Here is a 24,735-nt window from a genome sequence, read left to right as displayed (position 1 = left end):
CAATGCCGGTTGGCAATACGATGGCGGGATGACGGCCCCCGATGAACTCGATGCCGGCCTGGCGGCACTGGGCGCACTGACCGACGGCGTGCGCCGCGCCGCCTACCGGGCGGTCCTGGCCGCCGGCCCCGGCCCGGTCGGCCGCGACGAGGTCGCCGAGGCGCTCGGCGTCGGCCGCACCCTGGCCGCGTTCCACCTGGACAAGCTGGTCGACGCCGGCCTGCTGGAGGTCTCCTACGCCCGCCGCACCGGCCGCACCGGACCCGGCGCGGGCCGCCCGGCCAAGCTCTACCGGGCCTCCGCCACCGAGCACGCGATCAGCGTGCCGCCGCGCGACTACCGGACGGCCGCCGAACTGCTGGCCGAGTCGGTGGAGCGCAGCGGCGCCGACACCGCCCTCTTCGACGTGGCGCGCGAGCACGGCCGCCGCACGCCGCCCGGCACGGATGTCCGGGAGCTGCTGACCGCGCACGGCTATGTGCCGGTGGAGACACCGGCCGGGTTCCAGCTGACCAACTGCCCGTTCCACCGGCTCGCCGAGCAGTTCCCGCCGCTGATCTGCGGCATGAACTTGGCCATGGTCAGCGGCCTACTGGAGGGCGCCGGCGCGGCCGCCGGCTGGCAGGCCCGGATGGACGCCGCTCCCGGCCGCTGCTGTGTCGTGGTGTCTAAAAACAATTCTGATTGACAGTAGAGAGGCGGGTCTGCTGTGCTGCTGGGTATGACGAGCGCATTCCACCTGGCCCAGTTCAACGTCGCCCGCCTCCGGGCACCGCTCACCGACCCGTCCAACGCGGACTTCGTGGTCGGGCTCGAGGTGATCAATGCCCTGGCCGACTCGGCCCCCGGCTTCGTCTGGCGGCTGGCCGAGGGCCCGGACGGCGACGCCACCACCGTCCGGCCGCTGGACCCGGACGTGATCGTCACGCTGTCGGTGTGGGACTCGATCGAGTCGCTGCGCGCGTTCTCGTACCAGAGCGCCCACCTGGACTATCTGCGCCGCCGCCGCGACTGGTTCCTGCCGCACGACCGGCCGGCCTCGCTGGTCCTGTGGTGGATCCCGGCCGGCCATGTCCCCACCGTCGAGGAGGCGTGCGAGCGCCTCGACCTGGTCGCGGCCGGCCCGTCACCGGAGGCGTTCACGTTCCGGCAGACATTCCCGGCCCCCGAGCTGAGCGCCCGGCGCTGAGGATCACCCCTTCAGGCCGCTGAACGTCATGGTGGCGATGAACCGCTTCTGGGCCACCAGGAAGGCGATGATCAGCGGCATCGTGGCGATCACGTTGCCGGCCATCAGCTGCGACCATTCCGTACGCCGGGTGCCCTGGAAGCTGGCCAGCCCGACCTGCAGCGTGAACCGGTTGTCGTCGCTGATCGCCACCAGCGGCCAGAGCAGGTCGTTCCAGCTCGACAGCAGCGTGAAGATGGCCAGCGTGGCCAGCGCCGGGCGGGCCAGCGGGAGCACCACGCTGATGAACGTGCGCAGCGTGCTGCAACCGTCGAGGCGGGCCGCCTCCTCCAGCTCGACCGGCAGCGACAGGAAGAACTGCCGCATCAGGAAGATGCCGAACGCGGAGGCCAGCCACGGCACGAACGCCGCGGCCAGGGTGTCGACGATGCCGGCCCGGGCGAACATCAGGTACGTCGGGATCATCAGCAGCTGCATCGGGATCATCACCGTGGCCACGACGGCGAGGAAGGCCAGGCCGCGCCCGGCGAACTTGAGGCGGGCGAAGCCGTAGCCGGCCAGCGAGCACAGGATCAGGTGCGAGACGACCGCGATCCCCGACACCAGCACGGTGTTGGCGAACCAGCGCAGGATGTGCGACTCGTTCAGCAGCGCGCGGTACCCGCTGAGGTGCAGGCTGGTCGGGATGAACCTCGGCGGGAACTGGTTGATCTCCTGCGCGGTCATGAACGAGGTCAGGACCATCTGCACCAGCGGCAGGACGAAGACCAGGGCCAGCGGCATGAGCAGCAGGTGCCAGGGGCTGAACGGCAGGCGGCGGCGCCTGACGGAAACCGGGCTCGACATCAGAAGGCCCCCGATCCGGAACGGCGGTTGTACCAGATGACGCCGACGGTCAGCAGCATCGTCACCGCGAAGAGCAGGTAGGCGACGGCTGCGCCGTACCCCAGTCTCTGGGTCTGGAATGCCAGCTCGTAGATGTAGTAGACGACGGTCTGGGTGCTGTTCAGCGGCCCGCCGCGGGTCGTGGTGTAGATCAGGTCGAACAGCTGCATCGCCGTGATGGTCTGCCAGATCGCGGTGAAGACGGTGACCGGGCGCAGCTCCGGCAGCGTGATGTGCCGGAAGACGCGCCACTTGCCCGCGCCGTCCACGGTGGCCGCCTCGACCAGTTCCTTGGGGATGTCCTGCAGGGCGGCCAGATAGATGACCGCGCAGAAGCCGACCTCGCCCCAGAGCGCGATCAGGCAGATGACGATCAGCGCCTGGCCCGGGCTCTCCAGGAACTGCTGGGCCGGCAGCCCCAGCCGGCGCAACGCCTCGTTGGCCGCGCCGAACTGCGGGTTGAACACGAAGCTGGCCAGGATGCCGGTCGCCGCGGCCGACGCCACGTACGGCACGAAGATGCAGGTGCGGTAGAAGCCGATGAGGCGGATCCGCTGGTTCAGCGCCACCGCGATCAGGATGCCGAGCAGGATCGAGCCCGGCACGAACAGCACCGTCAGCACCAGGGTGTGCTGGGCCGCCGCGATCGCGTCGGGGTCGGTGGCGATCCGCTGGTAGTTGCGCCAGCCGACGTCGGTGGCCGGCGCGATCCCGTTCCACTTGGTCCGCGAGATGAAGAACGCCCAGACCGCCGGGAAGATCGACAGGCCGACCACCAGCAGGGTCGCCGGCCCGGCGAACCCCCACCCGGTCAGCGAGCGGCGGGCCGCCCGGCCGCGCGCCGAGCGCGGCCGGGGTTCCTCGGGGCTGCGCGTACGCGGCGTCGCGGCGAACGTGAGCGTCATCAGTTCTCCAGGGCGTCGGCCGACTTGCGGGCCGCCTCGTCGAGGGCCTCCTTCGGCTTGGCCGCGCCCTGCAGCACCTTGGCGATGCCGTCACCGACGTTGCGGGACATCACCTCGTAGCCGGCGACCGTCGGCCGGGCCTGCTTCGCGTTGGCCAGGTTGTCGAAGAACTTCTGCCCACCCGGGTACTCCTTGACGTACGCCGCGAACTCGGGCGTGCTCTGCTCGGACGACCGCAGCGGCAGGTTACCGACCGCGAGGTTCCACTTGGCGTCGATCTGCGCGCTGGTCAGCCATTTGATGAAGTCGCGCGACGCGCCGGCCCGGTTGGCGTCCTCGTGGTCGAAGAGCACCCACAGGTCGGGGCCGGAGACGGTCTGGTGGTCACCGTTGACGCCGGGCAGCGCGGCCACCCCGTAGTCCAGCTTGGCCTCTTTGATCTCCAGCAGCGCCCACGGGCCGGACAGCATCATCGCGACGTGCCCGCTGTTGAAGAGCCGGGCGTACTTCTCGTCGGTCTGATCCAGGTACATCGACTTGTCGTCGACGGCCATCACGCGCAGCGTCTCCAGGGCCTTGACCCCGGCCTCGGAATTGAAGGCGGGCTTGGTCCCGTCGATGATCTTCCCGCCGTTCTGCCAGAGCAACGGCCACAGGTGCCAGGTGGTGTCCTCACTGCCGGAGACCGAGTACGCGGTGCCATAGGTGCGGGTCGCCGGGTCGGTGAGCTTCTTCGCGGCCTCGCGGAACTGCTCCCAGGACCAGTCGTCGGTGGGGTAGGCCAGTCCGGCGGTGTCGAAGAGCTTCTTGTTGTAGATCAGGGCCAGGTTGTCGACCAGCGCCGGGACGCCGATCACCTTGCCCTCCGAGGTGGCCACCGTACGGGCCGCCGCCGGCATCTCGGTCCAGGCGAAGGACGGGTCGGCCACGAAGTCGGTCAGGTCCTGGGTCTTGCCGCTGGCCGCCAGGTCGCCGGCCCAGTTGCCGAACGCGTACGAGATGTCGGGGTAGCTGCCGCCCGCGAAGCCGGCGGAGAGTTTGGTGAGCAGGTCGTCCGTGGTGGGCGCACCCGCCGAGGTCTTGATCGTGACGTTGGGGTGGGCGGCGTGGTACTCGGCGGCCAGGCCCTCGGCGACCTTCTCGGCCTCCGAGGTCTGCCCGGTCCACCAGGTGAGGGTCACCGCCGCCGCGGGGTCGTAGCCCGCCGCCGCGTCCTTGCCGTCGCTCTCGCCGCCCGTGCAGGCCGCGCTCAGGAGCAGTGCCGCGCTCGCGGCCGCCAGCAGCCGGGTCCGCCGGCCGCGCCGAGTGGAGGTCATCCCTGTACCTACTTTCGTCAAACCGCGTCGGTGAGGACCACGGATCTGGTGAGCAGCCGGGGGCGGTCGGGGTCCAGGCCGCGGTGCGCGGCCAGGGCCAGGGCGAAACGCTGGGCGAGGACCAGCTGGGCAAGCGGGTCGCGGTCGTCGCGGTAAGTGGTGGCTCCCGCCGTACGGCCGACCTCGTCGAGCGCGAGCGGCACCTCGCCGAACGAGAAGACGAGGCTGCGGGCCCCCGCCACGGCGACCGGACCGTGCCGGAAGTCCATCGCCGGGTACGACTCCGAGTAGGCCTGCGCCGCCTCGCGGACCTTCAGCGCCGCCTCGTGGGCGAGCCCGACGGTCCAGCCGGTGCCCAGGAACACCAGGTGGTCGATGTCGGCCGGGTCGGCCGGCAGCGGCGCCTCGAGGGCGGCGATGCCGTCCGCGACCAGGTGGCTCAGGTCCGCCCCGAACGCGGCACGGGCCAGGGCCAGCACCGTGGTCGGGAAGCGGGTCTGCACCACGCTGCGCTCGTCGGCGAAGTCGAGCAGCAGCCGGGTCTCGGCCAGCGTGTCGACCGGTTCCCCGGCGACGGCGGTGACCGCCACCCGGTGGGTGCCCTGCGGCACCTGGCGCAGCGCGTCGAGCACCTCGGTCGAGGTGCCCGAGCGGGTGATCGCCACGACGCGGTCGTAACGGCGCCGGGGCACGTACTCGGAGGCGCACACCGCGTCGGTCTCGCCGAGACCGGCGCTCTCCCGCAGCTCGGCGATGCTCTGGGCGACGAACCACGAGGTGCCGCAGCCCAGGACCAGCATCCGCTGCCCCGGCACGGCGAGCTCACGGCGGGCCTGGGCGGCCAGGCCGAGGCCCTGTTCCCAGACGGCGGGCTGGCTGGCGATTTCCTCCGACGTGTCGTTCATGGTCGAGGATTATGCTCGTTTGTTTTCGCTTCACAAGGTTCAGCGTCCAAACGAGCATTCCACGCTGCGCGTCTTGGAGCGATCACCGCAGCGATTCGGGGATCAGCTCGCCGTGCGCCGCGGTCAGCTCGTCACACAATGCCCAGATCTGCTCCACCGGCAGGGTGGCCGCGGTGTTGGGGTCGACCATCGCCGCCTGCCGCACCATCCGCTTGTCGCCGGTGATCGCCGCCTGCACCGTCAGCTGACCCACGTTGACAAACCCGCGGTTCAGCGCGGCGCACTGCGGGGGCAGCGGGCCGACCCGTTCCGGGCGTACGCCCAGAGCGTCGACCACGCACGGCACCTCGACGGCGTAGTCCTCGGGCAGGTTGCTGATCAGCCCGCGGTTGGCGACGTTGCCGTGGATGCGGCGCAGGGTCCCGGTGACCATGCTGTGGATGACCTGGGGGGCGTACTCGGTGGCGTCGCGGCTGACGTCGAGGGGCTCGCCGGCCAGCACAGACTTGCGCACAGCGTGGTACTCGGCCACGTTGTCGGCGCTGATCCGCAGGTAGTCGCCGACCGGGATACGCAGCCGCTCGATCTCGGCGTCGTCGTGCAGATACCAGGGCAGGTACTCCGAGGAGTGCTCGCTGGTCTCGGTCGGGAAGTAGCCCAGCCGCGAGTACATGTCCATCCGTACCCGGCGCCTCAGCTCGGGATCCCGGGCGAGCAGCTCGTCCAGCCGCGGATACAGGCTCTCGCCGCGGTGCTCGAAGCGCAGCAGCCACGCCTGGTGGTTCACTCCGGCTCCGGTGTAGTCGACTTCCTCGTACGGGACGCCGAGCAATTCGCTCAGGTCCCGCACGGTCCAGTAGACCGAGTGGCACAGGCCGACGGCCTTGAGCTCGGGGGCGACGGCCGCGAGGTAGCCGACGTTCATCGCCATCGGGTTGGTGTAGTTGAGCAGCCACGCGTCCGGGCACAGCTCGCGCATGTCCCGGGCGATGCCCTCGAGCACCGGGAAGGTGCGCAGCGCGCGGAAGATGCCGCCGACGCCGAGGGTGTCGCCGATGGTCTGGCGCAGCCCGTACTTCGCCGGGATCTCGAAGTCGCGCACGGTGGCGGCGTGCATGCCGACCTGGATGGCGTTGATGACGAAGTCGGCGCCGTCGAGCACGGCCCGGCGGTCCAGGCTGGTGGTGATGACGGGCCGGGCGCCGAGCTGTTCGGCCGTACGGCGGGCGATCGCCTCGGCCGTCTCCAGGCGCTCGGCGTCGATGTCGTGCAGGGCGAGGGTGACCCCGCGCAGCTCGTCGAAGGAGAGGATGTCGGCGAGCAGTTCCCGGGTGAACACGACGCTGCCCGCGCCGAGGAAAGCGATCACTGTCATGGCGGGATTGTTGGCGGTTACGCCCCAAGCACGCAAGGAAATCTGGTGTTTCGCTTGGAAACGAACTACAGTGACTGCGCGTTTGATCATTCCTTCCTGATGAGGGCCCATGCCACAGAGTTCGCTGCGCCGCGCCGACCGGGTGTCGGCCATCCTCGAGCGGGTGGCCAGCCACGGCTCCGTCGACGCCGGGCACCTGGCCGACGAGTTCCGCGTCTCCCCCGCCACGATCCGCCGCGACCTGCAGGTCCTGGAGGATCAGCGGCTGTTGTCGCGCACCCACGGCGGCGCGGTCGCGGTCGACGTCGCCTACGAGCTGCCCGTGCGCTACCGGGTGGGCCAGCACCGCGAGGAGAAGGCCCTGGTGGCACAGAAGGTCGCGGCGCTGCTGCCGAAGGGCCCGCTGACCCTGGGCCTGACCGGCGGCACGACCACCCACCTGCTGGCCCGGCTGCTGGCCGAGCGCGTCGACCTGACCGTGGTGACCAACGCGCTGAACATCGCCGCCGAGCTGGCCCTGCGCCCCCGGCTCAAGCTGATCATGACCGGCGGCGTGTCCCGCACCCAGTCGTACGAGCTGGTCGGGCCGATCGCGGACCAGGCGCTGGCCGGCCTGAACATGGCGGTGGCGGTGGTCGGGGTGGACGGCATCAGCGCCCGGGGCGGCCTGACGACCCACGACGAGATCGAGGCGAACACCAACGCGGTGATGATCCGGCGGGCCGACCGGGTCATCGTGGTGGCGGACGGCTCGAAGGTGGGCAAGGTGTGCCTGGCCGGCATCTGCGCCATCACCGACGTGGCGACGCTGGTGACCGACACGAGCGCGGATCCGGCGGGCATCGAGGCCATCCGCCGGGCCGGCACCGAGGTGATCGTGGCCAGCGCCGCGAGCTGAGTCGGCTTCAGGGGGAGTACATTGACATGCTTCAATTGCCACCAGCTGGAGGTTGGAGTCATGCGCCGCAAGCTCGCCCTGGTCAGCACGCTGATACTCGGTGTCGGCAGCATCGCCGTCGCGCAAGCCACCGAAGCGCACTCGGAAACCCGTACGACCGTGCTGCTCGCCCCCGATCTGGCGGATCCGGAGGTCGTCGCGACGGGTCTCACCGTTCCGTGGGGGCTCGGGTTCCTGCCCGACGGCAGTGCCCTGGTCGCCGAACGCAACAGTGCCCGCATCCTGCAGCTGCGTCCCGGCAGCGCACCAGCCGTGGTCGCCACGGTCAACGGGGTCGTCCCAGCCGGTGAGGCCGGCCTGCTCGGCCTGGCGGTGTCCCCGACGTACGCCGAGGACGGCTACGTGTACGTCTACTTCACCTCGGCCTCGGACAACCGCATCGCACGCCTGCGGCTCGACGCCCCGCAGGACCAGCAGGTGATCCTCAGCGGCCTCGCCAAGGCGAACATCCACGACGGCGGCCGGCTCGCCTTCGGACCGGACGGCATGCTCTACGCGGGCGTCGGCGACGCCGGCACCACCGCGAACGCGCAGAACCAGCAGAGCCGCAACGGCAAGATCCTGCGGATGCGGCCGGACGGCGGTGTCCCCGCCGAGGGCAACCCGTTCCCCGGCTCCCTGGTCTACAGCCTGGGCCACCGCAACGTGCAGGGCCTGGCCTGGGACGCCCAGGGCCGGCTGTACGCCGCCGAGTTCGGCCAGAACACCTGGGACGAGGTCAACCAGATCGTGCCCGGCGGCAACTACGGCTGGCCGACGGTCGAGGGCCGCAGCACCGACAGCCGCTTCCGCAACCCGATCGTCGTGTGGAGCACCGCCGAGGCCTCGCCCAGCGGCGCCACGATCGACGGCAGCACGCTCTACGTCGCCGCGCTGCGCGGCCAGCGGCTCTGGTCGGTCCCGCTGGACGGCAACGGCGGCGCCGGCACGCCGACCGCACTGCTGCAGGGCCAGTACGGCCGCCTGCGTACCGCCGAACGGGCACCGGACGGCTCGCTCTGGATCACCACGAGCAACCGGGACGGCCGGGGCACGCCGGCGGCGACCGACGACCGGGTGATCCGCTTCCCGGCTCAGTCCACGGTCGCCGGCGGCTGACCCGGCACCTGGACCTCGATCCGTTCCTTGCGCACCTCGCCCGAGACGGTCTGCTGGTCGGTGTGGATCACCTTGCGCAGGCGGACCCGCTCGACCGGCACGATCTCGGTGGTGACGACCGGCCGCTCCTCGTGCAGGGTGACCGCGAAGATGGTGCCGCCGTCCGGCGTCAGGAAGGCCTCGTCGGTGCCGAACACGTCCGGGTCCGTGACCAGCGACTGCGCGTGGGACGGGATCGGCTCACGTTCCAGCCGCAGCTCCTCGCGGCGGATCGTGACGGTGATCTGCACGTCCTCGGTGACCACGTGCTTACGCAGCCGGGCCCGGCCGATCTCCACGACGTCCGCGCCGACAACCAGCCGCTCCTCCGACCGGGTCATCGCACCGTCGCGCAGTGTGGCGATCAGCTCGTCGCGGGACAGCTCCGCGGCGCCGAGCACGCCGGCCTCGTGGACCCGTTCCCGAAGCTGGTCGTCGCTCATCGCGTCCAAGTGGGTGTCCACACTGCCTCCATGAGCGTCGTCTGCCCGCGACCTGCGGCGCCGCGGTGCCGCAGAACTGCCCGTACGTTTACGACGTAAACGCGCCGGGCGCTTCCGCACCCGATCGGGTCGGTAATCTCGTCGGCGTCCGGGTATGCCGCAGGCGAAGCACACGGGAGGGCGGATCTGATGACGGCCGGGCACCACGACGCCGCGCTCCGCGCGATCGCCGCGACCATCGAGCAGGCCGGCGTGTACCTGCAGTTCGAGCCGCAGCCGACGGCCCTGGAGACCTGCTGGTACACGGTCGGCCTGACCGGCCGCGGCCAGCCGGAGCTGATCCTGTTCGGGCTGCCGCCGGACATCACCCGTCCCGCCCTGCGGGCCCTGGCCGCCGCGGTCATCGCCGGGCGCCGGGAGCTCGCCGCGGGCGCCACCGCCGACGATGTGCTCGAGGGACACCCGGTCACCTTCGTCGCGGTGACCGAGCCAGGGCGGCACCTGCCCGTCGCCGCGCAGTTCTACGCCGGCACCGGCAGGCGGCTACGGGCCCTGCAGATCGTGTGGCCGGACCGGTACCACCGGTGGCCGTGGCAGCCCGGCACCAGGGTGCACGACATGCCGGTGCTGGGCGAGCACTCCCGGGTCACCGGACGGTGAGCTGGCCGTCCGGGCTGCGGGTGCAGGTCACCGTACGGGCGGCTGTCGCGGCCGCGCCGGTCAGGCAGCGGCCCAGCACCGCGTGCCCGTTCGCGTTGGGGTGCCACGACTCCTGGCAGGTCTGGAAGTACGAGACGCAGGAGCTGGCGATGCGCTGCACGGCGATCTTGTCGTAGCCCGCGAGGTCGGTCAGGAAGACGCCGGTCGGGCCGTCCTGCAGGCGGATCGGGGTGGCCAGGGCAGCGGCGGGGTCGGCGCCGGACTCGCACAGCCGGGCGCCGTCGAACGCCCGTTGCACGTTGAGATAGACCAGGTCGGCGCCGGGGAACTCAGCCGACAGGCCGGCGTGCACGGCCGACACCAAGCTGCCCAGGGCCGCGGAGAACGAGTGCCCGGCCGCCAGGCTGGCGCGGTGCACGGGACAACCGGCCCGGTACCGCTCCGCGCCCAGCGCCCGGAACTTGTCCCGGTCGTCGGCGCGGTTGTCCTCGGTGTACAGGCTGGGCACGACATCCGTGGCCAGCGGATTGGTGTAGTCCTGGAAGACGACCCGGTGCTGCCCGTCGGCGTCGACCGCGTCCAGCGTGGTCAGCAGGCCCCGCACGGCCGCCCTCGTCTCCTCGACGGCAGTGGCGACCTGCACGGCGGTGGCCAGGTCGTCGGCCGTGCACGGCTCCTGCTCGACCGGCCCGTTGATGTACGCCCACAGCTCCCACCAGCCGGTCCACGCGTCGGCGATGAACCGGTTGGCGCACTCGGAGGCGACGTCACCGAAGGTGAACTGACTGTTGTTGGAACCGAGCCCGATCAGGACCAGGTCGATGTCGTACGCACCCGCGACCGCTCGCAACTGGTCGAGCTGGGCCGCCACAGCACGGCCCCGCGGCCGGTCCTGGCCCGGACGGGCGAGGTTCTGCGGCTGAGCGCCCGAGCAGGCCAGGTTGAACCGCGCCTGGATGCCGGGCAGGTCGGCCCGGTGCAGCGACGCCCCGGCGGAACGGTGGCAGAAGTAGGCGTCGGTGTTGGCCGCGGACCAGCCCGGGAAGCCGCGGCTGGTGCCGTTGACGTCCACGACCGGCTCGTAGCTCCCGGCGCCCTCGCCACTGATGAAGCTGTCGCCCAGCGCGACCGCGGCGGTGGGCAGCGCGGCAACGGCGGGCGAGGGGATCGCGGCCGCCGCCACGACGAGCAGGAGTCCGGAAATGAGGGCCGAGATACGGCGCAGGGACACGTCGGCCTCCGAAGGGGTCGGCGGAACGCGAGGAATACTCCGGTCCGCCGATCTGACCACGCCACCACGACAGCCGTCAATGTTCGTGACGTCGGTCATGGTGGCGTGCGGCTGAAGCGGGAGCGTCAGCAGCCGAGGCGCCGGGCGGAGAGCGCGATGTCGTCGATCCAGAGGTCGAAGCCGGCCGGCGTGGTGCCGCCCTGGTACAGCTGCCAGCCGATCTTGACCGTGTCGACGGCCGGCAGCACGAACGGGACCTGGTTGCCGCCGTGCGCCCCTTCGCCGGCGGTCAGGGTCACGTCGTCGCCGATCCAGGTGGTCACCGTGTTCGTCGCCGCATCGAGACGCCATTCCACGCACTGCCAGGTGTCCGCGACGGCCGGGGCCGACTCGGTCCAGGCGGTCCAGTCGCCGGTGGGTCCGCCGTCCGCTCCGATGCCCCACAGGGACCGGTCCACTGTGGGCACGTACTGCCCGCCGAGCGGGCGTACCACCTCGGCGCTGCCCGATCCGGTCGCCTCGACCAGGGTGAAGTGCGCCCAGTCGGGCGCGGTCGGGAACGCGTCGACGCGCAGTCGCATCCGGCCGTAGAAACCGCCCGGGGGTACGGCGAGATCGTCGACCCGCAGGAACGCGCGCCCGTTGTCGACGGTGCGGACGTGCAGCACCTTGCCGCCTCGGCCGGCCGCCCGGCGTTCCACGGTCAGTGTGCCGTTGCGGGTGTCGATCCCCCAGTCGAGGCTGCTGGCCCCGCCGACCGGCAGCCGGTCGAAGTTCTCGCAGAACAGCACACCTGGCCTCGTACAGTCACGGGCGCCGGACGCACCCGCCGCGCCGGCGGTGCCGCTGCCGGCGAGCAGGCACAGCGTCAGCGTGGAGACGGCGGTCAGCAGACGGATGGGCTTCAATGTTTCCTCCTGGGGTCGGGACGGTCAGGGTTGGGCGTTGAGGAAGCCCACGAGCGTGGCGGTCCACCAGCCGGCCTGGGAGATGGTCGCCACCAGGACAGCGCGCGCCAGCAACCGGCGCGGCGGGGTCGTGCCGTTGAGAGCGAGCAGGCGCCGCTGGACCGTCGCGGCGCTCAGGCCGTTGAGCGCCACGACCAGCACGGCGACCAGCTTGACCACGGTGAGCGGCGCGGAGGTGTCCGGGGCCAGGAACACCCCGCTCAGGCTCAGGCCGGCCAGGCCCAGCCAGATCGGGGTGTGTGCGACCTGGGCCGCACGCACCAGGGAGAGCAGGTCCTGGCGCCCGATCAGCCACATCAGACCGAACCAGTCCAGGCTGAGCACCGCGCCCATGCCCAGCACGAGCGCGGCCAGGTGCACGAAGAGGGCGAACGGCCGGATGCCCGTCGCGGCCGGCATGTGCGGCGCGGCGAGCAGCATCGCGGCCCATCCGGCCGCGAGGGCCGAGGCAACGACATAGGACGGTACGCGGCGACGCTGCCGCAAGTGGCGCGGAGCAGAACTGACGGCGGTCAAGAAGACCTCCCGGGACGGTCATGGGAGCGCTCCCATCATCGCACATCATCAATGTCCGCGGGTGCACGAAAACGGGGCCGCCGACCCCGGCGACCCCGTTCTTCTGCGATGGACTACCGGCCGTCAGCCGGCGTACGTCTCGAACTCGGCGACCTTGGGCGCACCGGTCGAGCTCGTGATGTTGAAGGTGATCTTGGTCAGCGACGTCGCGGCGAAGCTGATCACGCCCGCCCCGCTGCCCGAGGCCAGCACGGCGCCGGTGGCGTGGTTGATGACCTGCCAGGAGCCGATGCTGCCGGCCGAGCCCGACGCCTCGCGGATGTTGATCCGGGAAACCGTGGTCGCGGAGCCCCACTTGATCGAGATGGAGCCGGTCGCGCCGGCCGGGGACCAGAAGGTACTCAGGTCGCCGTCGCGGACGTTGCCGTAGCCCGTACCGCTGGCCTTGCTGGAGCCGTCCGAGCCGGCGCCGATGCTCAGGTTCGTGCCGCTGGGCTGGGTCGGCGGCGGGGTGGTGGGGGCCGGCGTGGTGGGCGTGGGGTTGGTCGGGCCGGGCGTGGTCGGGGTCGGCTGCTGCGGCGAGCAGTTGCCGTTCGAGACCTGCAGACCCTTGTTGGCGCCGGCCGTCTGGCTGACGATCGCCGGCACGCAGGAGGCGCCGTCCAGGGTGTACGCGTACGGGATGCTGACTGTGGTGTTGCTCTGCGGGTTGGGGCCGGCGGGGTTGTTCTCGCTGCCCGGGGCGGACCACGTCACGTTGTCGAAGATGTTGCCGCTGACCTGCCAGAAGCCGGCCTCGGAGGTGTAGAAGGTGCCCAGCACGTCCTTGGAGTTCTTGAAGTAGTTGTTCTCCACCTTGGCGCGGGCGCCGGCCCGGGAGTTGATGCCGGACTCGTGGAGGCTCACGTACGAGTTGTTGTAGATGTGCGCGATGCCGCCCCGCAGCAGGGGCGTGCGCGAGTCGATGTTCTCGTACGAGTTGTGGTGGAACGTGATGAAGCTGTTGGACCGGTCGCTCTCGCTGGAGCCGATCAGGCCGCCGCGGCCGGAGTTGCGCAGGATGCTGTAGGACAACGTCACGTACTGGGTGTTGTCCTTCATGTCGAACAGGCCGTCGAAGCCCTCCGACTCCCCGCCCGACGCCTCCAGGGTGGCGTGGTCGACCCAGACGTTGCGGACGGTGCTCTCCATGCCGATGGCGTCGCCGCCGTTGGAGGTGGGCGAGCCCGACTTCTTGACGTTCCGGACGGTCACGTTCTGGATGATGATGTTGCTGGAGTCCCGGATGTGGATGCCCAGCTGGTCGAAGACCGCGCCGCCACCGACCCCGATGATCGTGACGTTGCTGATCTCCTTGAGCTCGATCTTGTCGGCCGCGGTGTTGCAGCTGCTCCCGGACACCTTGGTGGTGTTGCCGTGGTTGATGGTGCCCTGCACCTCGATGATGATCGGGGTGCTGCTGCTGGCCCGGCCGCACAGGGCCGCGTGGATCGCGGTGCCCGTGGTGGCCCGCACCGTCTGCCCGCCCGCGCCGCCGGTGGTGCCGCCGTTCTGGGTCGCGTAGCCGGTGACGCCACCGGTCGCGGCCGACGCCTCGGACATCGGCAGAGCTACCGCGACGGCGCCACCGACGGCCGCCGTGCCCAGTGCCGCCAAGAGTCGCAATGCGACTGTTCGTCTCATCCTCGTCTCACCTTTCCTCGCATGTGCCGTGGGTCCGGGAAGGGTGCAGCGCCCCACGGCACCGACGAAGATGCCGGCCGGCTCGGGCCAGGAAAGCGCTTACCTGGAGCGAGGATAGAGAGACGTTCGTCGATAGGGCAAGGTCGTGTCCGGATTACGGGCATAAGGCCGTGATGTTTCCGCGGTATTGCAACTGAGGCGGTATTGCAGCTGAGTCAGCCGCGGCCACCACCCGGGGTACCGGCGCGGGCCTCGATCGCCTTGACGGTGTTGCCGAGGGTCTTCGCGAGGAAGCCCTTGCCCACGGTGCCGAGCAGCGCCCCGACCACCCGCCCCTTGAGGTTGCGGCCCTCGCGCACCACCACGACGTCCAGGTCGGTGCCGCCCCCGGGCTGCCGGGTGAGGGTGTAGGTGTGACCCGACGCGCCACCCCAGATGTTGGAGTCGGTGGTCGTCATGACAACGCGGCGCGGATCGGACCAGTCGTAGCGCAACCGTTCCCAGATGCCGCCCGACCCCTCGGTGACATCGGCCCAGTCGGCGCCCCGGTCATGCACCTTCAGGAACTCGTCGGAGCTGTTCCCGAACAGCTCGGAACGCCCCGGCCCGAAATCGGTGAGCGCGGCGACGACCTGCTCAGGTGTCGCCGCGGTGGTCTGCTTGAGGTGGATCGTGGCCATGGCGTGCTCCTCGGAACGGGGTCTCTGCTGACTGATGCCAGCGTCCCCGTTCCGAAGATCCACCGAGCCGGTGACACACCCTGGTCAGGCCACCGGCAGGCCCTGGTCGCGCGCCCGGGCAGGAGTCTGCCGGGCCAGCTCCCGGCGATTGGCCCGCGCGATGATCACCGTGCCGACGACGGTCGGCGCGATCCAGGCGATCAGGCTGCCCCGCGTCATCTGCACCAGGAAGGCGGTGACGAAGGAGATCACGCTGCTGCCCATCAGGTTCAGATGCCAGACCCGCCACGCGTACGGCGACCCGCCCAGCACCGGCCGGCGGCGGGCCAGCCACACCCCGCCACCCACCCACACCGCGGTCAATGTGCCCAGGACGGCCAGCCCCACCAGCCGCCCGGGGTCGTACGCGACCAGGCCGAACGCGGTCAGGCACAACACCGCGGCGCTGACCGCGTAGGCCCGGCCGAGCATCGGGTGCCGGCCCCGCCGCTTGGGCGCCAGGATCACCGGCACCGCGAGCAGCAGACCCAGGCCTCCCGCCGTGGCGTGGACCGCTATGAGCGCCGGATGCCACCAGTCCATGACCTGCCCCCGTGACCTGTCTAAGTGGAATGTTGTGGGCCCCATCGTGCGACCTGACACAATGACATGTCAAGGAGGTGTCCATGCCATCCCGGCCGCTCAACGCCACCGCCGCATCGCTGCTCGGCTTCCTGCACGAGGGACCGATGTCCGGCTGGGACCTGGTCGCCACGGCCCAGTCCCGCATCGGTGACTTCTGGTCGCTCACCCAGAGCCAGGTCTACCGGGAGCTCGCCGCCATGGCCGCCGACGGGCTGGTCGAGGCCCAGGAACGCGGCCGGCGGGATCGGCGCCCGTACGCGATCACGGACGCCGGCCGGGCGGCGTTCACGGCCTGGGTCTCGCGCGAGCCCGAGCCGGAGACGATCCGCTTCCCGCTGCTGCTGACGATCATGTTCGGCCGGCACGTCCCGGCGGACCAGCTGGCCACCGTCGTCGCCCGGCACCGGGAGGCGCACGCCGCCCGGCTGGCCGCGTACGAGCAGATCGACGCGGAGCTGCCGCCCGGCGCGGCCGAGGCCGAACCGTATGCGGTGGCCACGCTGGCGTTCGGGCTCGCGTACGAGCGGGCCATGCTGGCCTGGTTCGACGACCTGCCGCCGGCGATCGCCGGCGGCTGAGCGGCGTCAGCGGGCGATGCCGAGGGACTCCCGCAGGAAGGCCAGCTCGTACTCCCAGAGGCCCGGCACCGACGTGCCCATGTGGGTCACGCCCGGCAGCGGCAGCACGGTGTGCGGGCGGCCCGCCGCCACCAGCGCCGCCGACAGCTTCATCGTGTGCACCGGCAGCACGTTGTCGTCGATCATGCCGTGCACCAGCAGCAACGGCCGGCGCAGGTTCGGGGCGTCGGCGATCAGGGAGCCGTGCGCGTACCCGTCGGGGTTCTCGGCCGGCAGGCCCAGCGTGCGCTCCTGCCAGTGGGAGCTGTAGAGCAACTGGTCGGTCACCGGGGCGCCGGCCACCGCGGCGTGGAACACGTCGGGGCGGCGCAGGACCGCCAGGGCCGCCAGGTAGCCGCCGGCCGACCAGCCGCGGATGCCCACCCGGTCCAGGTCCAGGTCGGGGAACCGCCCGGCCGCGGCGTGCAGCGCGTCCACCTGGTCCTGCAGGCGGGGGCCGGCGTGGTCGCCGGCGCGGGCGCGTTCCCAGCCAGGTCCGCGCCCGGGCGTGCCGCGGCCGTCCACGACGATCACCGCGAAGCCATGGTCGGCGAACCACTGGGCGGCCCAGTACCGGGAGCGGGCGGCGACGGCCCGCTGCGCGGCTGAGCCACCGTACGGGTCCATCAGCACCGGCAGCCGGGCCGTACCCGGCTCGTGACCGGTGGGGAACAGCACCGCCGTCCGCAGGTCCCGCTCCCCCAGGGTCAGGAGCTGCGGCGCCGGGCGGACCGGCGGTTCAGCGGCGAGACTCCGCAGCTCGCGGCCGTCGACGGTGACTGTCTCGCCGTCGAGGGTCTGCGCGTCCACCACGGTCAGGCCGCCCGCGCGGCGCCCGCCGTACAGTCCGGGGACCGTGGTGATCCGGGCCGGGCCGGCCGCCGCTGACCAGGTCCACAGGTGCCGTTCGGTGGGATTCTGCCTGGCTGCGAACAGCACGGTGTCGCCGTCGACCGAGAGCACTTCGTCCAGCTGCAGGCCGGACGGCGTGACCGGTACGCCGTCGGCGGTGAGCCGCCGGGTGTCGCGGTCGTCCACGCTCCACAGCAGGGATCCCGACGCGGTGTGCGCGGGGATGCCCGTGACGATCGTCGTCCATTCCGGGTCGGTGTTCTCCTGCCGGACCATGGTGGCGCCGGTCGCGGGATCGGCGGCGAGCACGCGCAGCACCGTCTGGCGCCTGTTCTGCACGACCACCAGCAGCCCGGTCGCGTCCCACACCACCCGGGTCACGTACTCGAATTCGGCCCGGTCCCAGACCACCGGCGTACGGCTGCCGTCCAGGCCGAGCACGTACAGGCTGACGTCGGCGTTCGGCGTTCCCGCGGACGGGTAGCGCACAGCGGTCGGCGGCTGGTCGGGGCGGCCCGGGTCGGCGACGTACCAGATCTGCACCGGGGTGTTGTCCACCCGGGCCGCGACCAGGCTGCGGCCGTCCGGCGCCCACCAGTAGCCCTCGAACCGGTCCATCGACTCGGACGCCTCGTGCTCGGGCAGACCCCATGTCACCTCGGGGCCGTCGGGTTCGGCCAGCGGCCGGTCGTCCTTGCCGTCGCGGCCGACCACCCGCAGCTCGGCCTCGCACACGTACGCGACCGTGCGGCCGGTCGGGTCGATCCGGGCCTCGGCGGCCGGCTCCTGCGCGCCCAGGTCGGTGACCTTCGCGGAGGCCACGTCGACCGCGTACAGCCGGCCGGCCAGGGTGAACACGGCCGTGCGTACGGCGGCGTCGGTGGCGTACGAGCCGATGCCCGCGGACCGGTCCCGGGCCCGTTCCCGCCGGGCACGCTCGCGCTCGGACAGCGGCGCGCCGTCGGCCGCCCCGAGCACCGTCGCGTCCACCAGCAGGCGTTCCGTCCCGGTCGCGACCTCGTACGACCAGAGATCGCCGACCGGGTCGGTCCCGCCGCGCGAGCGCAGGAACAGCACCCGGGAGCCGTCGGGGGCCACCGCGAACCGGCGCGGGCGGCCGAGCGTGAATCCCTGGGTGCGGGCGACCAGCGCGGGGAACGAAGAAGTCATACCCCAGTCTCTCCGCTGACCCGGCTTCATGAGTGCCCGGATTGCCGGTCGGCTGCCGGGTGCCTGCCTGGTCGACCGGCCCGTCCGGGCCGAGGATCGAGGGCACCGGCGGCGATCCAGGAGGCCCGACCATGTCGATGCGGATGGTGCTGCTGACAACCGCCCCGCCCGCTGCCGGTGTCGCACTCGGCTGTCTGCTGGGTGGGCGCCTCGCCGGGCTGCGCGTTCTCGCGACGAGGGCCCTCTGGCTGGTGTGGATCGCGGCGGCCGTGCAGCTCACGCACAACACCGTCATTGAGAAGCCGCCGCTGCTCGCAGTGGTCTTCCTCGCCGTGCTGGCCTGGCTGGCCGTGGGCATCGCCGGCTGGCCGCAGCCGCTGCGGGCCGCCGGAGCCCTGATCATGATCGGCGCCGCGCTCAACGGGCTGGCCATCGCCGGCAACGGCCGGATGCCCTACGAGCCCGCGGCCGCCCGGGCCGCCGGGCTCACCGCCGGGGTCGTGACGGCCAAGAACGAGCCGGCGCACACGCACACCCGGCTGGCCTTCCTCGGCGACACGATCCCCGTGCCGCCGCTGCGCGCGGTCATCAGCCCCGGCGACATCCTGATCGGCGTCGGCGCCTGTGCGCTCGTCGCGCTCGCGATGCGCCGCCAGCGGCGGGGTGGTCCCGAAGCCGAACCCGGCGACGCGGAGGAGATGAATCATGATCCACACCTGGACCTGGCAGCGCCTCGCCCTGGCGATCCTCACGGTGGCGGCCCTGGCGACGCTGCTCACCACGATCGGCGCACCGATGACCGAGGGAAGCTGACGAGCGGAGGACACCCATGACCCGGACCGTCCGATGGCGCGAAGTCGTCATCGCCGTCTGCACGCTGGCCGCCGTAGCACTGCTGCTTTTCACGATCGGCGCGCCGCACGAGCACGGCGGCTGACCGGCCACGGGGAGCCGGCCCGGGCCGGGCCGGCTCCCCACTCAGGACAGCGTCACCACTCGGCGGTGCAGTCGTAGTCGTTGCCGCGTTGCAGGCAGGCCGAGAACCGGTAGTTGGGGTCGGCCAGCGTGATCTGCCCGAACGTGTGGGTGGAGGTCTGGCTGCCGTCGTTGCGGGTGCCGTGCACGAACTCCCGGCTGCCGTTGCTGTAGATCCGCAGCCAGATCACATCGTCCTCACGCCACCGGCTACTCGCGCTGACCCGGGCCCAGCCGTACTGGAAGCCCTGGTACCAGCCGGCGCGCAGCTCGATGGTGACGCCGAACTTCGTGGTGTACTGCCCCACCGGCGTCGTCCGGTTCGTCGTCTCGTTCACCTGGCTCAGGTTGAGCACGCTGGGCGCCGCCTGGGCCGGCCCGGCGGCGACCAGCGACGCCAGTATCCCGAGCAGAGCGGCGGCGGTCAGGAGCCGCTTGCGCATGAAACGCATCGTCGTTCCCCCATGTCAATTACCTCAGTGGACAGTGCCGGTCCAGCCTCGCCGCGGCGCGGTACGCGACACCAGCCTTTCGAAGGACATCGAATTGTCGGCTAGTGTCGGCGGTGCCACCGAGGGGAACGGCGGGCGGGGGAAACACGTGCGGGGCAAGACGCAGCTACAACTCGGACGGATCGACGCGGTGGCGGTCTCCGTCGTGCCGCACGCGGGCGCCACGCTGATGTCGCTGCTCGCCGACGTGCTGGGCGAGCGTCCCCAGGGGGTGCCCCCGCACTGGCGGCGAGCCCTGCGCGCCGCCGCGCCGGCGGTGACCGGGCGGGTGGTCGGTCCGCTGTTCACCCCCGCGTACTCGCAGGTGCCCGACAGCGTCACGATGACCGGGACGTTCCCGGGCGCCGGTATCGAGGCGATGCTCGAGGAGCTGACCGAGTTGCCACCGGACCGGCTCACCGCCGAGCTGGAGAGCGACTTCGGCGGTGCGGTGCCGGCGCAGTGGCAGCCGGTGGTCAACGATCCGCGCCGGTTCATCGCCGACTACGCCGCGGTGCTGCGCGGCCTCTGGCAGGCGTTCGCGCCGGTCTGGCGACGGGCCCGGCCGCTGCTCGACCGCGAGACCGAACGGGTCGGCGTCGCCGCGGTCACCGGCCGGCTCGACGCCGTGCTGTCCGGGCTGAGCCCGCGCACCGGCCTCGACGGCACCACGATGCTGCTGCCGGACCCCAACCCGGTGGTCGCCGACCTCGGGCACCGGCCGGTCACCCTGGTGCCGCTGGTGTCCGGCAGCCGCGCGTCCGTCTTCAGCATCGACCGCGACGACCTGGTCTGGATCGGGTATCCGGTGGCCGGCCTCGGCCAGCTGTGGGACGAGCAGCCACTGGCCGGGCCGCTCACCGACCGGCTCGCCCTGGTCCTGGGGCCGGTCCGGGCCGAGATCCTGCGCCGGGCCGGCCGGCTGCACCACATGAGCGACGTCGCGGCCGAGCTGCGCTGCTCGCCCAGCACGGCGACGTACCACTGCGCCCAACTGGAGCGGGCCGGCCTCATCGTCCGGGATCGCCGGGGCCGCCAGGTCCGGCTCCGGCGCACCGCGGACGGCGACGCGCTTGTCGACCTGATGTCCTGACGCCCGGTCCCGGCCGGACTGGGAGGGTCTGTCAGTACCCCCGACAGCAGGTCCTCCCAGCCGCTCGTACGGTCCGCCTAACCTTGGACGCACGGATAGCGCCTCGCCCGCAGACCTCAGGAGCTGTGCCATGCGGATCAGAACCGCCGTCAGTGCCGCCCTCGTTTCCCTCGCCGCCGTGATCACGATGGTCGTCGCCGGCCCGGACCCGGCCGCGCAGCCCGAGGCCGCGCAGTCGCTCGTGATCGTGACCGAGCCGGACGAGGTCCCGGCGGCGTGGGCAGCCGAGCAGCCGGCCCGGCACAGCGCACCGAAGGCGTGGGATTGCCCGCAGGTGTAGGGCGACGTCATGGGTGACCAGGAACTGCTCGAGCGGCAGGCCGCTCTGCAGGCCGAGGGGGCCGAGCTGCTGGCCCGGCTCGGCAGCCTGGGACCGCTCGCGCCGACCGGCAGTTTCGTGTCCGGGCTGATGGTGTGGCGCGACCTCGACGTGATGCTGCTGGGCGGGCCGTCGTTCGGACCGCACGACGTGCTCGGCCTGCTCAGCCGGGCGGTCGAGCTGCCCGGCCTCACCAGCTTCGCCTGCGCCGACGAACGCGGGGAACGCTCGCCCACCGGCGAGCAGCGTGACGAGCGTTTCCACCTGCCTCTGCGCGTCGGCGAGTGGCGGGTCGACCTGTCCGTCTGGCTGTACGACGACCACGCGAACGTGACGGCGTACCACCGGGACCTGGCCGCCTCGCTCACCGCCGCCCAGCGGCTCACCATCCTGCGCATCAAGGACGTCTGGCACCGGCGTCCGGAGTATCCGGACGAGGTGAGCGGTTTCGAGATCTACACCGCGGTGCTGGAGCACGACGTCGCCACGCCGCGGGAGTTCGAGGCGTGGCTGCGGCCTGTCAACTGAGGAATTCCGCCGCGAAGCGGCGAACCTGCTCCACGTCGGTCGGATCGTCGAAGCCGACGATGAGCTCCTGGACCCCGGCGGCCTCGTAGGCGGCGATCCGCTCGCGGACCGTGTCCACCGTCCCGACGAGCCCGTACCCGCCCAGGTCACCCGGATAGGCGAACTCCATGCCGGGCGGCACCGCGGCACGGGCCTCCGCGTCGGTGTCCCGGATGATGCACACGGTCGTCGCCGTACGCAGGATGCTGTCGTAGTCACGCCCGACCTCTTCGCAGTGCGCGCGCAGCACCGCGTACTTGTGCTCCAGGACCGTAGGCGAATCCATCGCGTTGCAGGCGTCGGCGTACTTCGCCACCAGCCGCAGGGTGACCTTCTCGCCGCCGCCGGCGATCATCAGCGGGATGTGCGGCGACTGGACACCCTTGGGCTCGTTGACCGCCCCGCGCAGCTGGTAGTACTTGCCGTCGAAGGTCGTCTCCTTCTCCGTCCACAGCGAGAGGATGATCTGGGCTGCCTCGCCGAGCCGCCGGAGCCGGTCGCCCGCGGTGCCGAACTCGTAGCCGTACCCGATGTAGTCCGGTTCGTACCAGCCCGCGCCGATGCCCAGCGTGAGCCGGCCGCCGGACAGCACGTCCACGGTGGACGCCATCTTGGCCTGCAGGGCGGGGTTGCGGTAGCTGTTGCCGGTCACCAGCTGCCCGACCCGGACCCGGGTGGTGTCACGGGCCAGGCCGGTCAGCACCGACCAGGACTCGAAGACCATTTCCGCCGACGGCGGGATCGTGGTGAGGTGGTCGGGTGCCCACAGCGTGCCGTAGCCGAGCTCGTCCGCCGCGCGGGCGATCCCGGTCAGCGTCGCGTAGGCCTGGACCGGGTCGGTGAAGCGGGCGAACTCCTGCCCGAAACCGGTGGGAAGAAAGATACTGAAAGTCAGGGCCACGGTACGACGGTCCTTCCGCTCGGATGCCGGTGGTTGCGTAGTACCGACCGAGCGCGCACCGGAAAGGAATCGCCATGACAGCCGCTTCTTCCGAGGCGGACTTCCCGCCGTCCCTTACGCCGGCGGCCGCCACGCCTGCGGTGCGGTTCGCCAGTGGCGGCCACACGCTGCTGGGCGTCCTGCATCTGCCGGCGGGACCGGGCCCGCACCCGGTGGTCGTGCTCCTGCACGGGTTCCCGGGCAACGAGCGCAACTTCGACCTGGCCCAGGCGCTGCGGCGGGCGGGCTACGCGGCCATCGTGTTCCACTACCGCGGCTCCTGGGGCGTGGGCGGTTCCTGGACCTGGGGCCACGTGCTCGAGGACGCGGCCGCTGTCGTGGACGCCATACGCGGGGACGCCATGGCCGGGGCCCACCGCCTGGACCCTTCCCGGGTCGCCGTGGTCGGTCACAGCCTCGGCGGCTTCGCCGCCCTCATGACCGCCGCCGCGGACCCGCGGGTGGGCGCGGTGGGCTCGATCGCGGGTTTCGACTTCGGCGCCGCCGCGGCAGCCTGCGAGGACCCGGCGGTCCGGGCCGATTACGTCGAGGCCTTCGACGACGATCTGTTGCCGTTGCGGGACACCAGCGGCGAGGCGCTCGTGCGGGAGATGGAGGCGGCCGGCCCGGCGTGGAGCCTGGGTGGGCTCGCGCCGCGGCTGGCCGACCGGCCGGTGCTGCTCGTCGGCACGGGCCGCGATCCCGTCACGCCCGCCGACACGCATCACCACCCGCTGGTGCAGCTGTACCGGGACTTTCCGATCGACCGGCTGGAACACCGGCTCTTCGAGACCGATCACGCGCTGTCCGATCACCGGACCGCGCTGGCTCGCACTGTCGTCGACTTCCTCGACCGGCACCTGCTGGCCGGGGCGTGACCACGCCCGCGCGGCCGGCCGGCCACATCGCCGTCGCAGCCGTCACGAGCAGGGCCGGTATCAGGGCGTATCCGGTGAGGAGCAGGACGGCGGCGACGGCCGCCGTGGCGACAGCGGCGACGGTGCGCGGTGCTCCGGTGAGGGTGCGCCAGCCGGAGACGGTGCAGCCGAGGTAGACGGCGAGGAAGAAGGCGCTCGGCACGGTAACCATGGCTGAGACCGGGACCGTACCGGTGCCGAGCAGCCAGGTCGCGACGAGCTCGGCGGCCAGCATGACGGTCAGCAGCCACGGCGGAATGACCAGGCGATCGGCCCAACGCCGGCGGCCGGGGGCGGTGAGGCTCCGGGCCAGGGTGGCGCCGCCGGTGAAGTACGCGTTGGTCGTGCCGACGGTCAGGGCGATCGCGGCGCCCGCCGCCACGGCCGAACCCGCGGAGCCGAAGGACAGCGACAGCAGGGCGGCCAGCGGCACCTCCGTACCGGCGCGCGGGCCGAGCGCGGCGACGGTGACGGCGGCCAGCGACAGGTAGACGACGGTCGTCACCGCGAAGGCGATACCGATGACCTTGGGCAGCTGCCGGCGCGGATCGGTGAACCGTGCGGTGAGCGGGGCGATCGCTTCCCAGCCGACGAAGGACAGCATCAGCAGGGCGGCCGCCGACCCGACGGCCGGCCAGCCGTGCGGCGCGAACGGCTGCCAGTTGCGGGCGGCCGAGCTCGGCACCGCTCCGGCGACCGCCACGATGACCACGACGACGAGCACACCGATCAGCGCGAGCTGCACCGTCGTCGAGGCCCGCACCCCGCACATGGTCACGGCGAGCACGACCAGAAGCAGGCCGGCGCCGGCCAGCGCGGTGGCCTCCCGACCGGCGCCGAGCAGGGCGGCGAGGTAGCCGGCGCCCATGTGACACACGACGGGCGCTCCGGTGATGATGCCGGCGAGGAAGCACCAGGAGGCGGCGCGACCGGCCCGCATCCCGAGCCCGGCCCGCACGTACGTGGCGGCCCCGCCGTCCGAGGGCCGGGCCACGCCCAGGGCGGCGAAGACCACGGCGAGCAGGCCGGAGAGGATCAGCAGGCCGATCCACGCGAGGATCGAGGCCGGGCCGGCGGCCGCGGCGGCCAGTCCGGGCAGGACGAGGAGGCCGGGGCCGAGCAGGGCACCGACGTAGAGGGCCACGCCCCGGGTGACGCTGAGCTTCATGCCGCAATTTTGTTCCGTGCGGGACCGCACGCGATGGCAAAGATGCCGCCGCCTTCGTTGTCCTGCGCACGATTCTGCCGCGTAGCCGTCC

The 24,735-nt window shown here is 71.8% G+C and carries 26 protein-coding genes and 1 pseudogene; 11 read left to right on the top strand and 16 right to left on the bottom strand.

Annotation, left to right across the window (positions count from 1 at the left end; all coding sequences use genetic code 11):
* Positions 1-28: 28 nt before the first annotated feature.
* Both ACQP2Y_RS18610 and ACQP2Y_RS18605 read left to right on the top strand, forming a co-directional pair.
* The gene (locus ACQP2Y_RS18610; protein ID WP_433729886.1) at positions 29-688 is read left to right on the top strand and encodes a helix-turn-helix transcriptional regulator; all 660 of its coding nucleotides are present in this window, start codon (positions 29-31) and stop codon (positions 686-688) included.
* Positions 689-721: 33 nt separating this feature from the next.
* Entirely contained in the window at positions 722-1,189 is a 468-nt protein-coding gene (locus ACQP2Y_RS18605; RefSeq protein WP_433729884.1) for a DUF3291 domain-containing protein, read from the top strand.
* 3 nt (positions 1,190-1,192) lie between these two features.
* Here the strand turns inward: ACQP2Y_RS18605 and ACQP2Y_RS18600 are convergent, their stop codons facing one another.
* The 5 genes from ACQP2Y_RS18600 to ACQP2Y_RS18580 all read right to left on the bottom strand — a co-directional run bounded on the left by ACQP2Y_RS18600 (position 1,193) and on the right by ACQP2Y_RS18580 (position 6,575).
* The gene (locus ACQP2Y_RS18600; protein WP_433729882.1) at positions 1,193-2,035 is read right to left on the bottom strand and encodes a carbohydrate ABC transporter permease; all 843 of its coding nucleotides are present in this window, start codon (positions 2,033-2,035) and stop codon (positions 1,193-1,195) included.
* Positions 2,035-2,979 (bottom strand): carbohydrate ABC transporter permease, encoded by a 945-nt coding sequence (locus ACQP2Y_RS18595; RefSeq protein ID WP_433729880.1) that lies wholly within the window; start codon positions 2,977-2,979, stop codon positions 2,035-2,037. The genes ACQP2Y_RS18600 and ACQP2Y_RS18595 overlap by 1 nt, the downstream gene beginning before the upstream one ends.
* Positions 2,979-4,295 (bottom strand): ABC transporter substrate-binding protein, encoded by a 1,317-nt coding sequence (locus ACQP2Y_RS18590; protein WP_433729878.1) that lies wholly within the window; start codon positions 4,293-4,295, stop codon positions 2,979-2,981. Before ACQP2Y_RS18590 ends, ACQP2Y_RS18595 begins: the two co-directional genes overlap by 1 nt.
* Positions 4,296-4,312: 17 nt before the next feature.
* Complete coding sequence (locus tag ACQP2Y_RS18585; RefSeq protein ID WP_433729876.1) at positions 4,313-5,200, bottom strand: SIS domain-containing protein; 888 nt, start codon at positions 5,198-5,200, stop codon at positions 4,313-4,315.
* An 82-nt stretch (positions 5,201-5,282) separates the two neighbouring features.
* Entirely contained in the window at positions 5,283-6,575 is a 1,293-nt protein-coding gene (locus ACQP2Y_RS18580) for an alpha-glucosidase/alpha-galactosidase (RefSeq protein WP_433729874.1), read from the bottom strand.
* Between the two features lie 109 nt (positions 6,576-6,684).
* On the opposite strand from ACQP2Y_RS18580, the gene ACQP2Y_RS18575 reads away from it, so the two are divergent.
* Together ACQP2Y_RS18575 and ACQP2Y_RS18570 are read left to right on the top strand one after the other, a co-directional pair.
* Positions 6,685-7,473 (top strand): DeoR/GlpR family DNA-binding transcription regulator, encoded by a 789-nt coding sequence (locus ACQP2Y_RS18575; RefSeq protein WP_433729872.1) that lies wholly within the window; start codon positions 6,685-6,687, stop codon positions 7,471-7,473.
* A gap of 60 nt (positions 7,474-7,533) precedes the next feature.
* A complete protein-coding gene (locus ACQP2Y_RS18570) occupies positions 7,534-8,631 on the top strand; it encodes a PQQ-dependent sugar dehydrogenase (RefSeq protein ID WP_433729870.1) in 1,098 nt (365 codons plus the stop codon).
* On the opposite strand, the gene ACQP2Y_RS18565 is transcribed toward ACQP2Y_RS18570, so the two are convergent.
* Positions 8,607-9,134 carry a YsnF/AvaK domain-containing protein gene (locus ACQP2Y_RS18565; RefSeq protein ID WP_433729868.1) on the bottom strand — a complete coding sequence of 176 codons (528 nt, stop codon included), beginning with the start codon at positions 9,132-9,134 and terminating at the stop codon, positions 8,607-8,609. The two genes, ACQP2Y_RS18570 and ACQP2Y_RS18565, sit on opposite strands and share 25 nt — an antisense overlap.
* 168 nt (positions 9,135-9,302) lie before the next feature.
* Between ACQP2Y_RS18565 and ACQP2Y_RS18560 the strand changes: the two genes are divergently transcribed.
* Positions 9,303-9,773, top strand: coding sequence for a DUF4262 domain-containing protein (locus ACQP2Y_RS18560; RefSeq protein ID WP_433729866.1), 471 nt, complete (start codon positions 9,303-9,305; stop codon positions 9,771-9,773).
* Here ACQP2Y_RS18560 and ACQP2Y_RS18555 read toward each other — a convergent pair.
* The 6 genes from ACQP2Y_RS18555 to ACQP2Y_RS18530 form a co-directional block, all read right to left on the bottom strand.
* A complete protein-coding gene (locus tag ACQP2Y_RS18555; protein WP_433729864.1) occupies positions 9,760-11,004 on the bottom strand; it encodes a hypothetical protein in 1,245 nt (414 codons plus the stop codon). The two genes, ACQP2Y_RS18560 and ACQP2Y_RS18555, sit on opposite strands and share 14 nt — an antisense overlap.
* Before the next feature lie 125 nt (positions 11,005-11,129).
* Positions 11,130-11,912 carry a hypothetical protein gene (locus ACQP2Y_RS18550; protein WP_433729862.1) on the bottom strand — a complete coding sequence of 261 codons (783 nt, stop codon included), beginning with the start codon at positions 11,910-11,912 and terminating at the stop codon, positions 11,130-11,132.
* 24 nt (positions 11,913-11,936) lie between these two features.
* Positions 11,937-12,488 carry a hypothetical protein gene (locus ACQP2Y_RS18545; RefSeq protein ID WP_433729860.1) on the bottom strand — a complete coding sequence of 184 codons (552 nt, stop codon included), beginning with the start codon at positions 12,486-12,488 and terminating at the stop codon, positions 11,937-11,939.
* 123 nt (positions 12,489-12,611) lie between these two features.
* A complete protein-coding gene (locus ACQP2Y_RS18540; protein ID WP_433729858.1) occupies positions 12,612-14,171 on the bottom strand; it encodes a pectate lyase family protein in 1,560 nt (519 codons plus the stop codon).
* Positions 14,172-14,386: 215 nt separating this feature from the next.
* Positions 14,387-14,851, bottom strand: coding sequence for an SRPBCC family protein (locus tag ACQP2Y_RS18535; protein WP_433729856.1), 465 nt, complete (start codon positions 14,849-14,851; stop codon positions 14,387-14,389).
* A gap of 84 nt (positions 14,852-14,935) precedes the next feature.
* Positions 14,936-15,433 carry a hypothetical protein gene (locus tag ACQP2Y_RS18530; protein ID WP_433729854.1) on the bottom strand — a complete coding sequence of 166 codons (498 nt, stop codon included), beginning with the start codon at positions 15,431-15,433 and terminating at the stop codon, positions 14,936-14,938.
* Positions 15,434-15,516: 83 nt separating this feature from the next.
* Between ACQP2Y_RS18530 and ACQP2Y_RS18525 the strand changes: the two genes are divergently transcribed.
* Positions 15,517-16,053 carry a PadR family transcriptional regulator gene (locus ACQP2Y_RS18525; RefSeq protein WP_360835626.1) on the top strand — a complete coding sequence of 179 codons (537 nt, stop codon included), beginning with the start codon at positions 15,517-15,519 and terminating at the stop codon, positions 16,051-16,053.
* Positions 16,054-16,059: 6 nt separating this feature from the next.
* Here the strand turns inward: ACQP2Y_RS18525 and ACQP2Y_RS18520 are convergent, their stop codons facing one another.
* Positions 16,060-18,114: a prolyl oligopeptidase family serine peptidase gene (locus tag ACQP2Y_RS18520; RefSeq protein WP_433729851.1), complete on the bottom strand. Its 2,055-nt coding sequence runs from the start codon at positions 18,112-18,114 to the stop codon at positions 16,060-16,062.
* A 131-nt stretch (positions 18,115-18,245) separates the two neighbouring features.
* Here ACQP2Y_RS18520 and ACQP2Y_RS18515 point away from each other — a divergent pair, with 131 nt between their 5' ends.
* The gene (locus tag ACQP2Y_RS18515; protein WP_433729849.1) at positions 18,246-18,947 is read left to right on the top strand and encodes a DUF5317 family protein; all 702 of its coding nucleotides are present in this window, start codon (positions 18,246-18,248) and stop codon (positions 18,945-18,947) included.
* Positions 18,948-19,103: 156 nt separating this feature from the next.
* On the opposite strand, the gene ACQP2Y_RS18510 is transcribed toward ACQP2Y_RS18515, so the two are convergent.
* Positions 19,104-19,532 carry a hypothetical protein gene (locus ACQP2Y_RS18510; RefSeq protein ID WP_433729847.1) on the bottom strand — a complete coding sequence of 143 codons (429 nt, stop codon included), beginning with the start codon at positions 19,530-19,532 and terminating at the stop codon, positions 19,104-19,106.
* 157 nt (positions 19,533-19,689) lie between these two features.
* Here ACQP2Y_RS18510 and ACQP2Y_RS18505 point away from each other — a divergent pair, with 157 nt between their 5' ends.
* The 3 genes from ACQP2Y_RS18505 to ACQP2Y_RS18495 all read left to right on the top strand — a co-directional run bounded on the left by ACQP2Y_RS18505 (position 19,690) and on the right by ACQP2Y_RS18495 (position 21,580).
* The gene (locus tag ACQP2Y_RS18505; RefSeq protein ID WP_433729845.1) at positions 19,690-20,673 is read left to right on the top strand and encodes a hypothetical protein; all 984 of its coding nucleotides are present in this window, start codon (positions 19,690-19,692) and stop codon (positions 20,671-20,673) included.
* 130 nt (positions 20,674-20,803) lie between these two features.
* The gene (locus ACQP2Y_RS18500; RefSeq protein WP_433729843.1) at positions 20,804-21,013 is read left to right on the top strand and encodes a hypothetical protein; all 210 of its coding nucleotides are present in this window, start codon (positions 20,804-20,806) and stop codon (positions 21,011-21,013) included.
* A 9-nt stretch (positions 21,014-21,022) separates the two neighbouring features.
* On the top strand, positions 21,023-21,580 hold the full coding sequence (locus ACQP2Y_RS18495; RefSeq protein ID WP_433729841.1) for a hypothetical protein: 558 nt from the start codon (positions 21,023-21,025) through the stop codon (positions 21,578-21,580).
* Here ACQP2Y_RS18495 and ACQP2Y_RS18490 read toward each other — a convergent pair.
* Complete coding sequence (locus ACQP2Y_RS18490) at positions 21,573-22,520, bottom strand: LLM class F420-dependent oxidoreductase (protein WP_433729839.1); 948 nt, start codon at positions 22,518-22,520, stop codon at positions 21,573-21,575. The genes ACQP2Y_RS18495 and ACQP2Y_RS18490 overlap by 8 nt on opposite strands.
* 74 nt (positions 22,521-22,594) lie before the next feature.
* On the opposite strand from ACQP2Y_RS18490, the gene ACQP2Y_RS18485 reads away from it, so the two are divergent.
* The gene (locus ACQP2Y_RS18485) at positions 22,595-23,437 is read left to right on the top strand and encodes an alpha/beta hydrolase family protein (RefSeq protein WP_433729837.1); all 843 of its coding nucleotides are present in this window, start codon (positions 22,595-22,597) and stop codon (positions 23,435-23,437) included.
* A 208-nt stretch (positions 23,438-23,645) separates the two neighbouring features.
* Here the strand turns inward: ACQP2Y_RS18485 and ACQP2Y_RS18480 are convergent.
* Positions 23,646-24,644, bottom strand: a pseudogene (locus ACQP2Y_RS18480) (APC family permease); the annotation flags it as partial.
* Positions 24,645-24,735: the final 91 nt, after the last annotated feature.

Source organism: Actinoplanes sp. CA-051413, assembly GCF_050955795.1.
Classification (GTDB): Bacteria; Actinomycetota; Actinomycetes; order Mycobacteriales; family Micromonosporaceae; genus Actinoplanes.
This window is presented reverse-complemented; position numbering and strand designations above follow the sequence as displayed.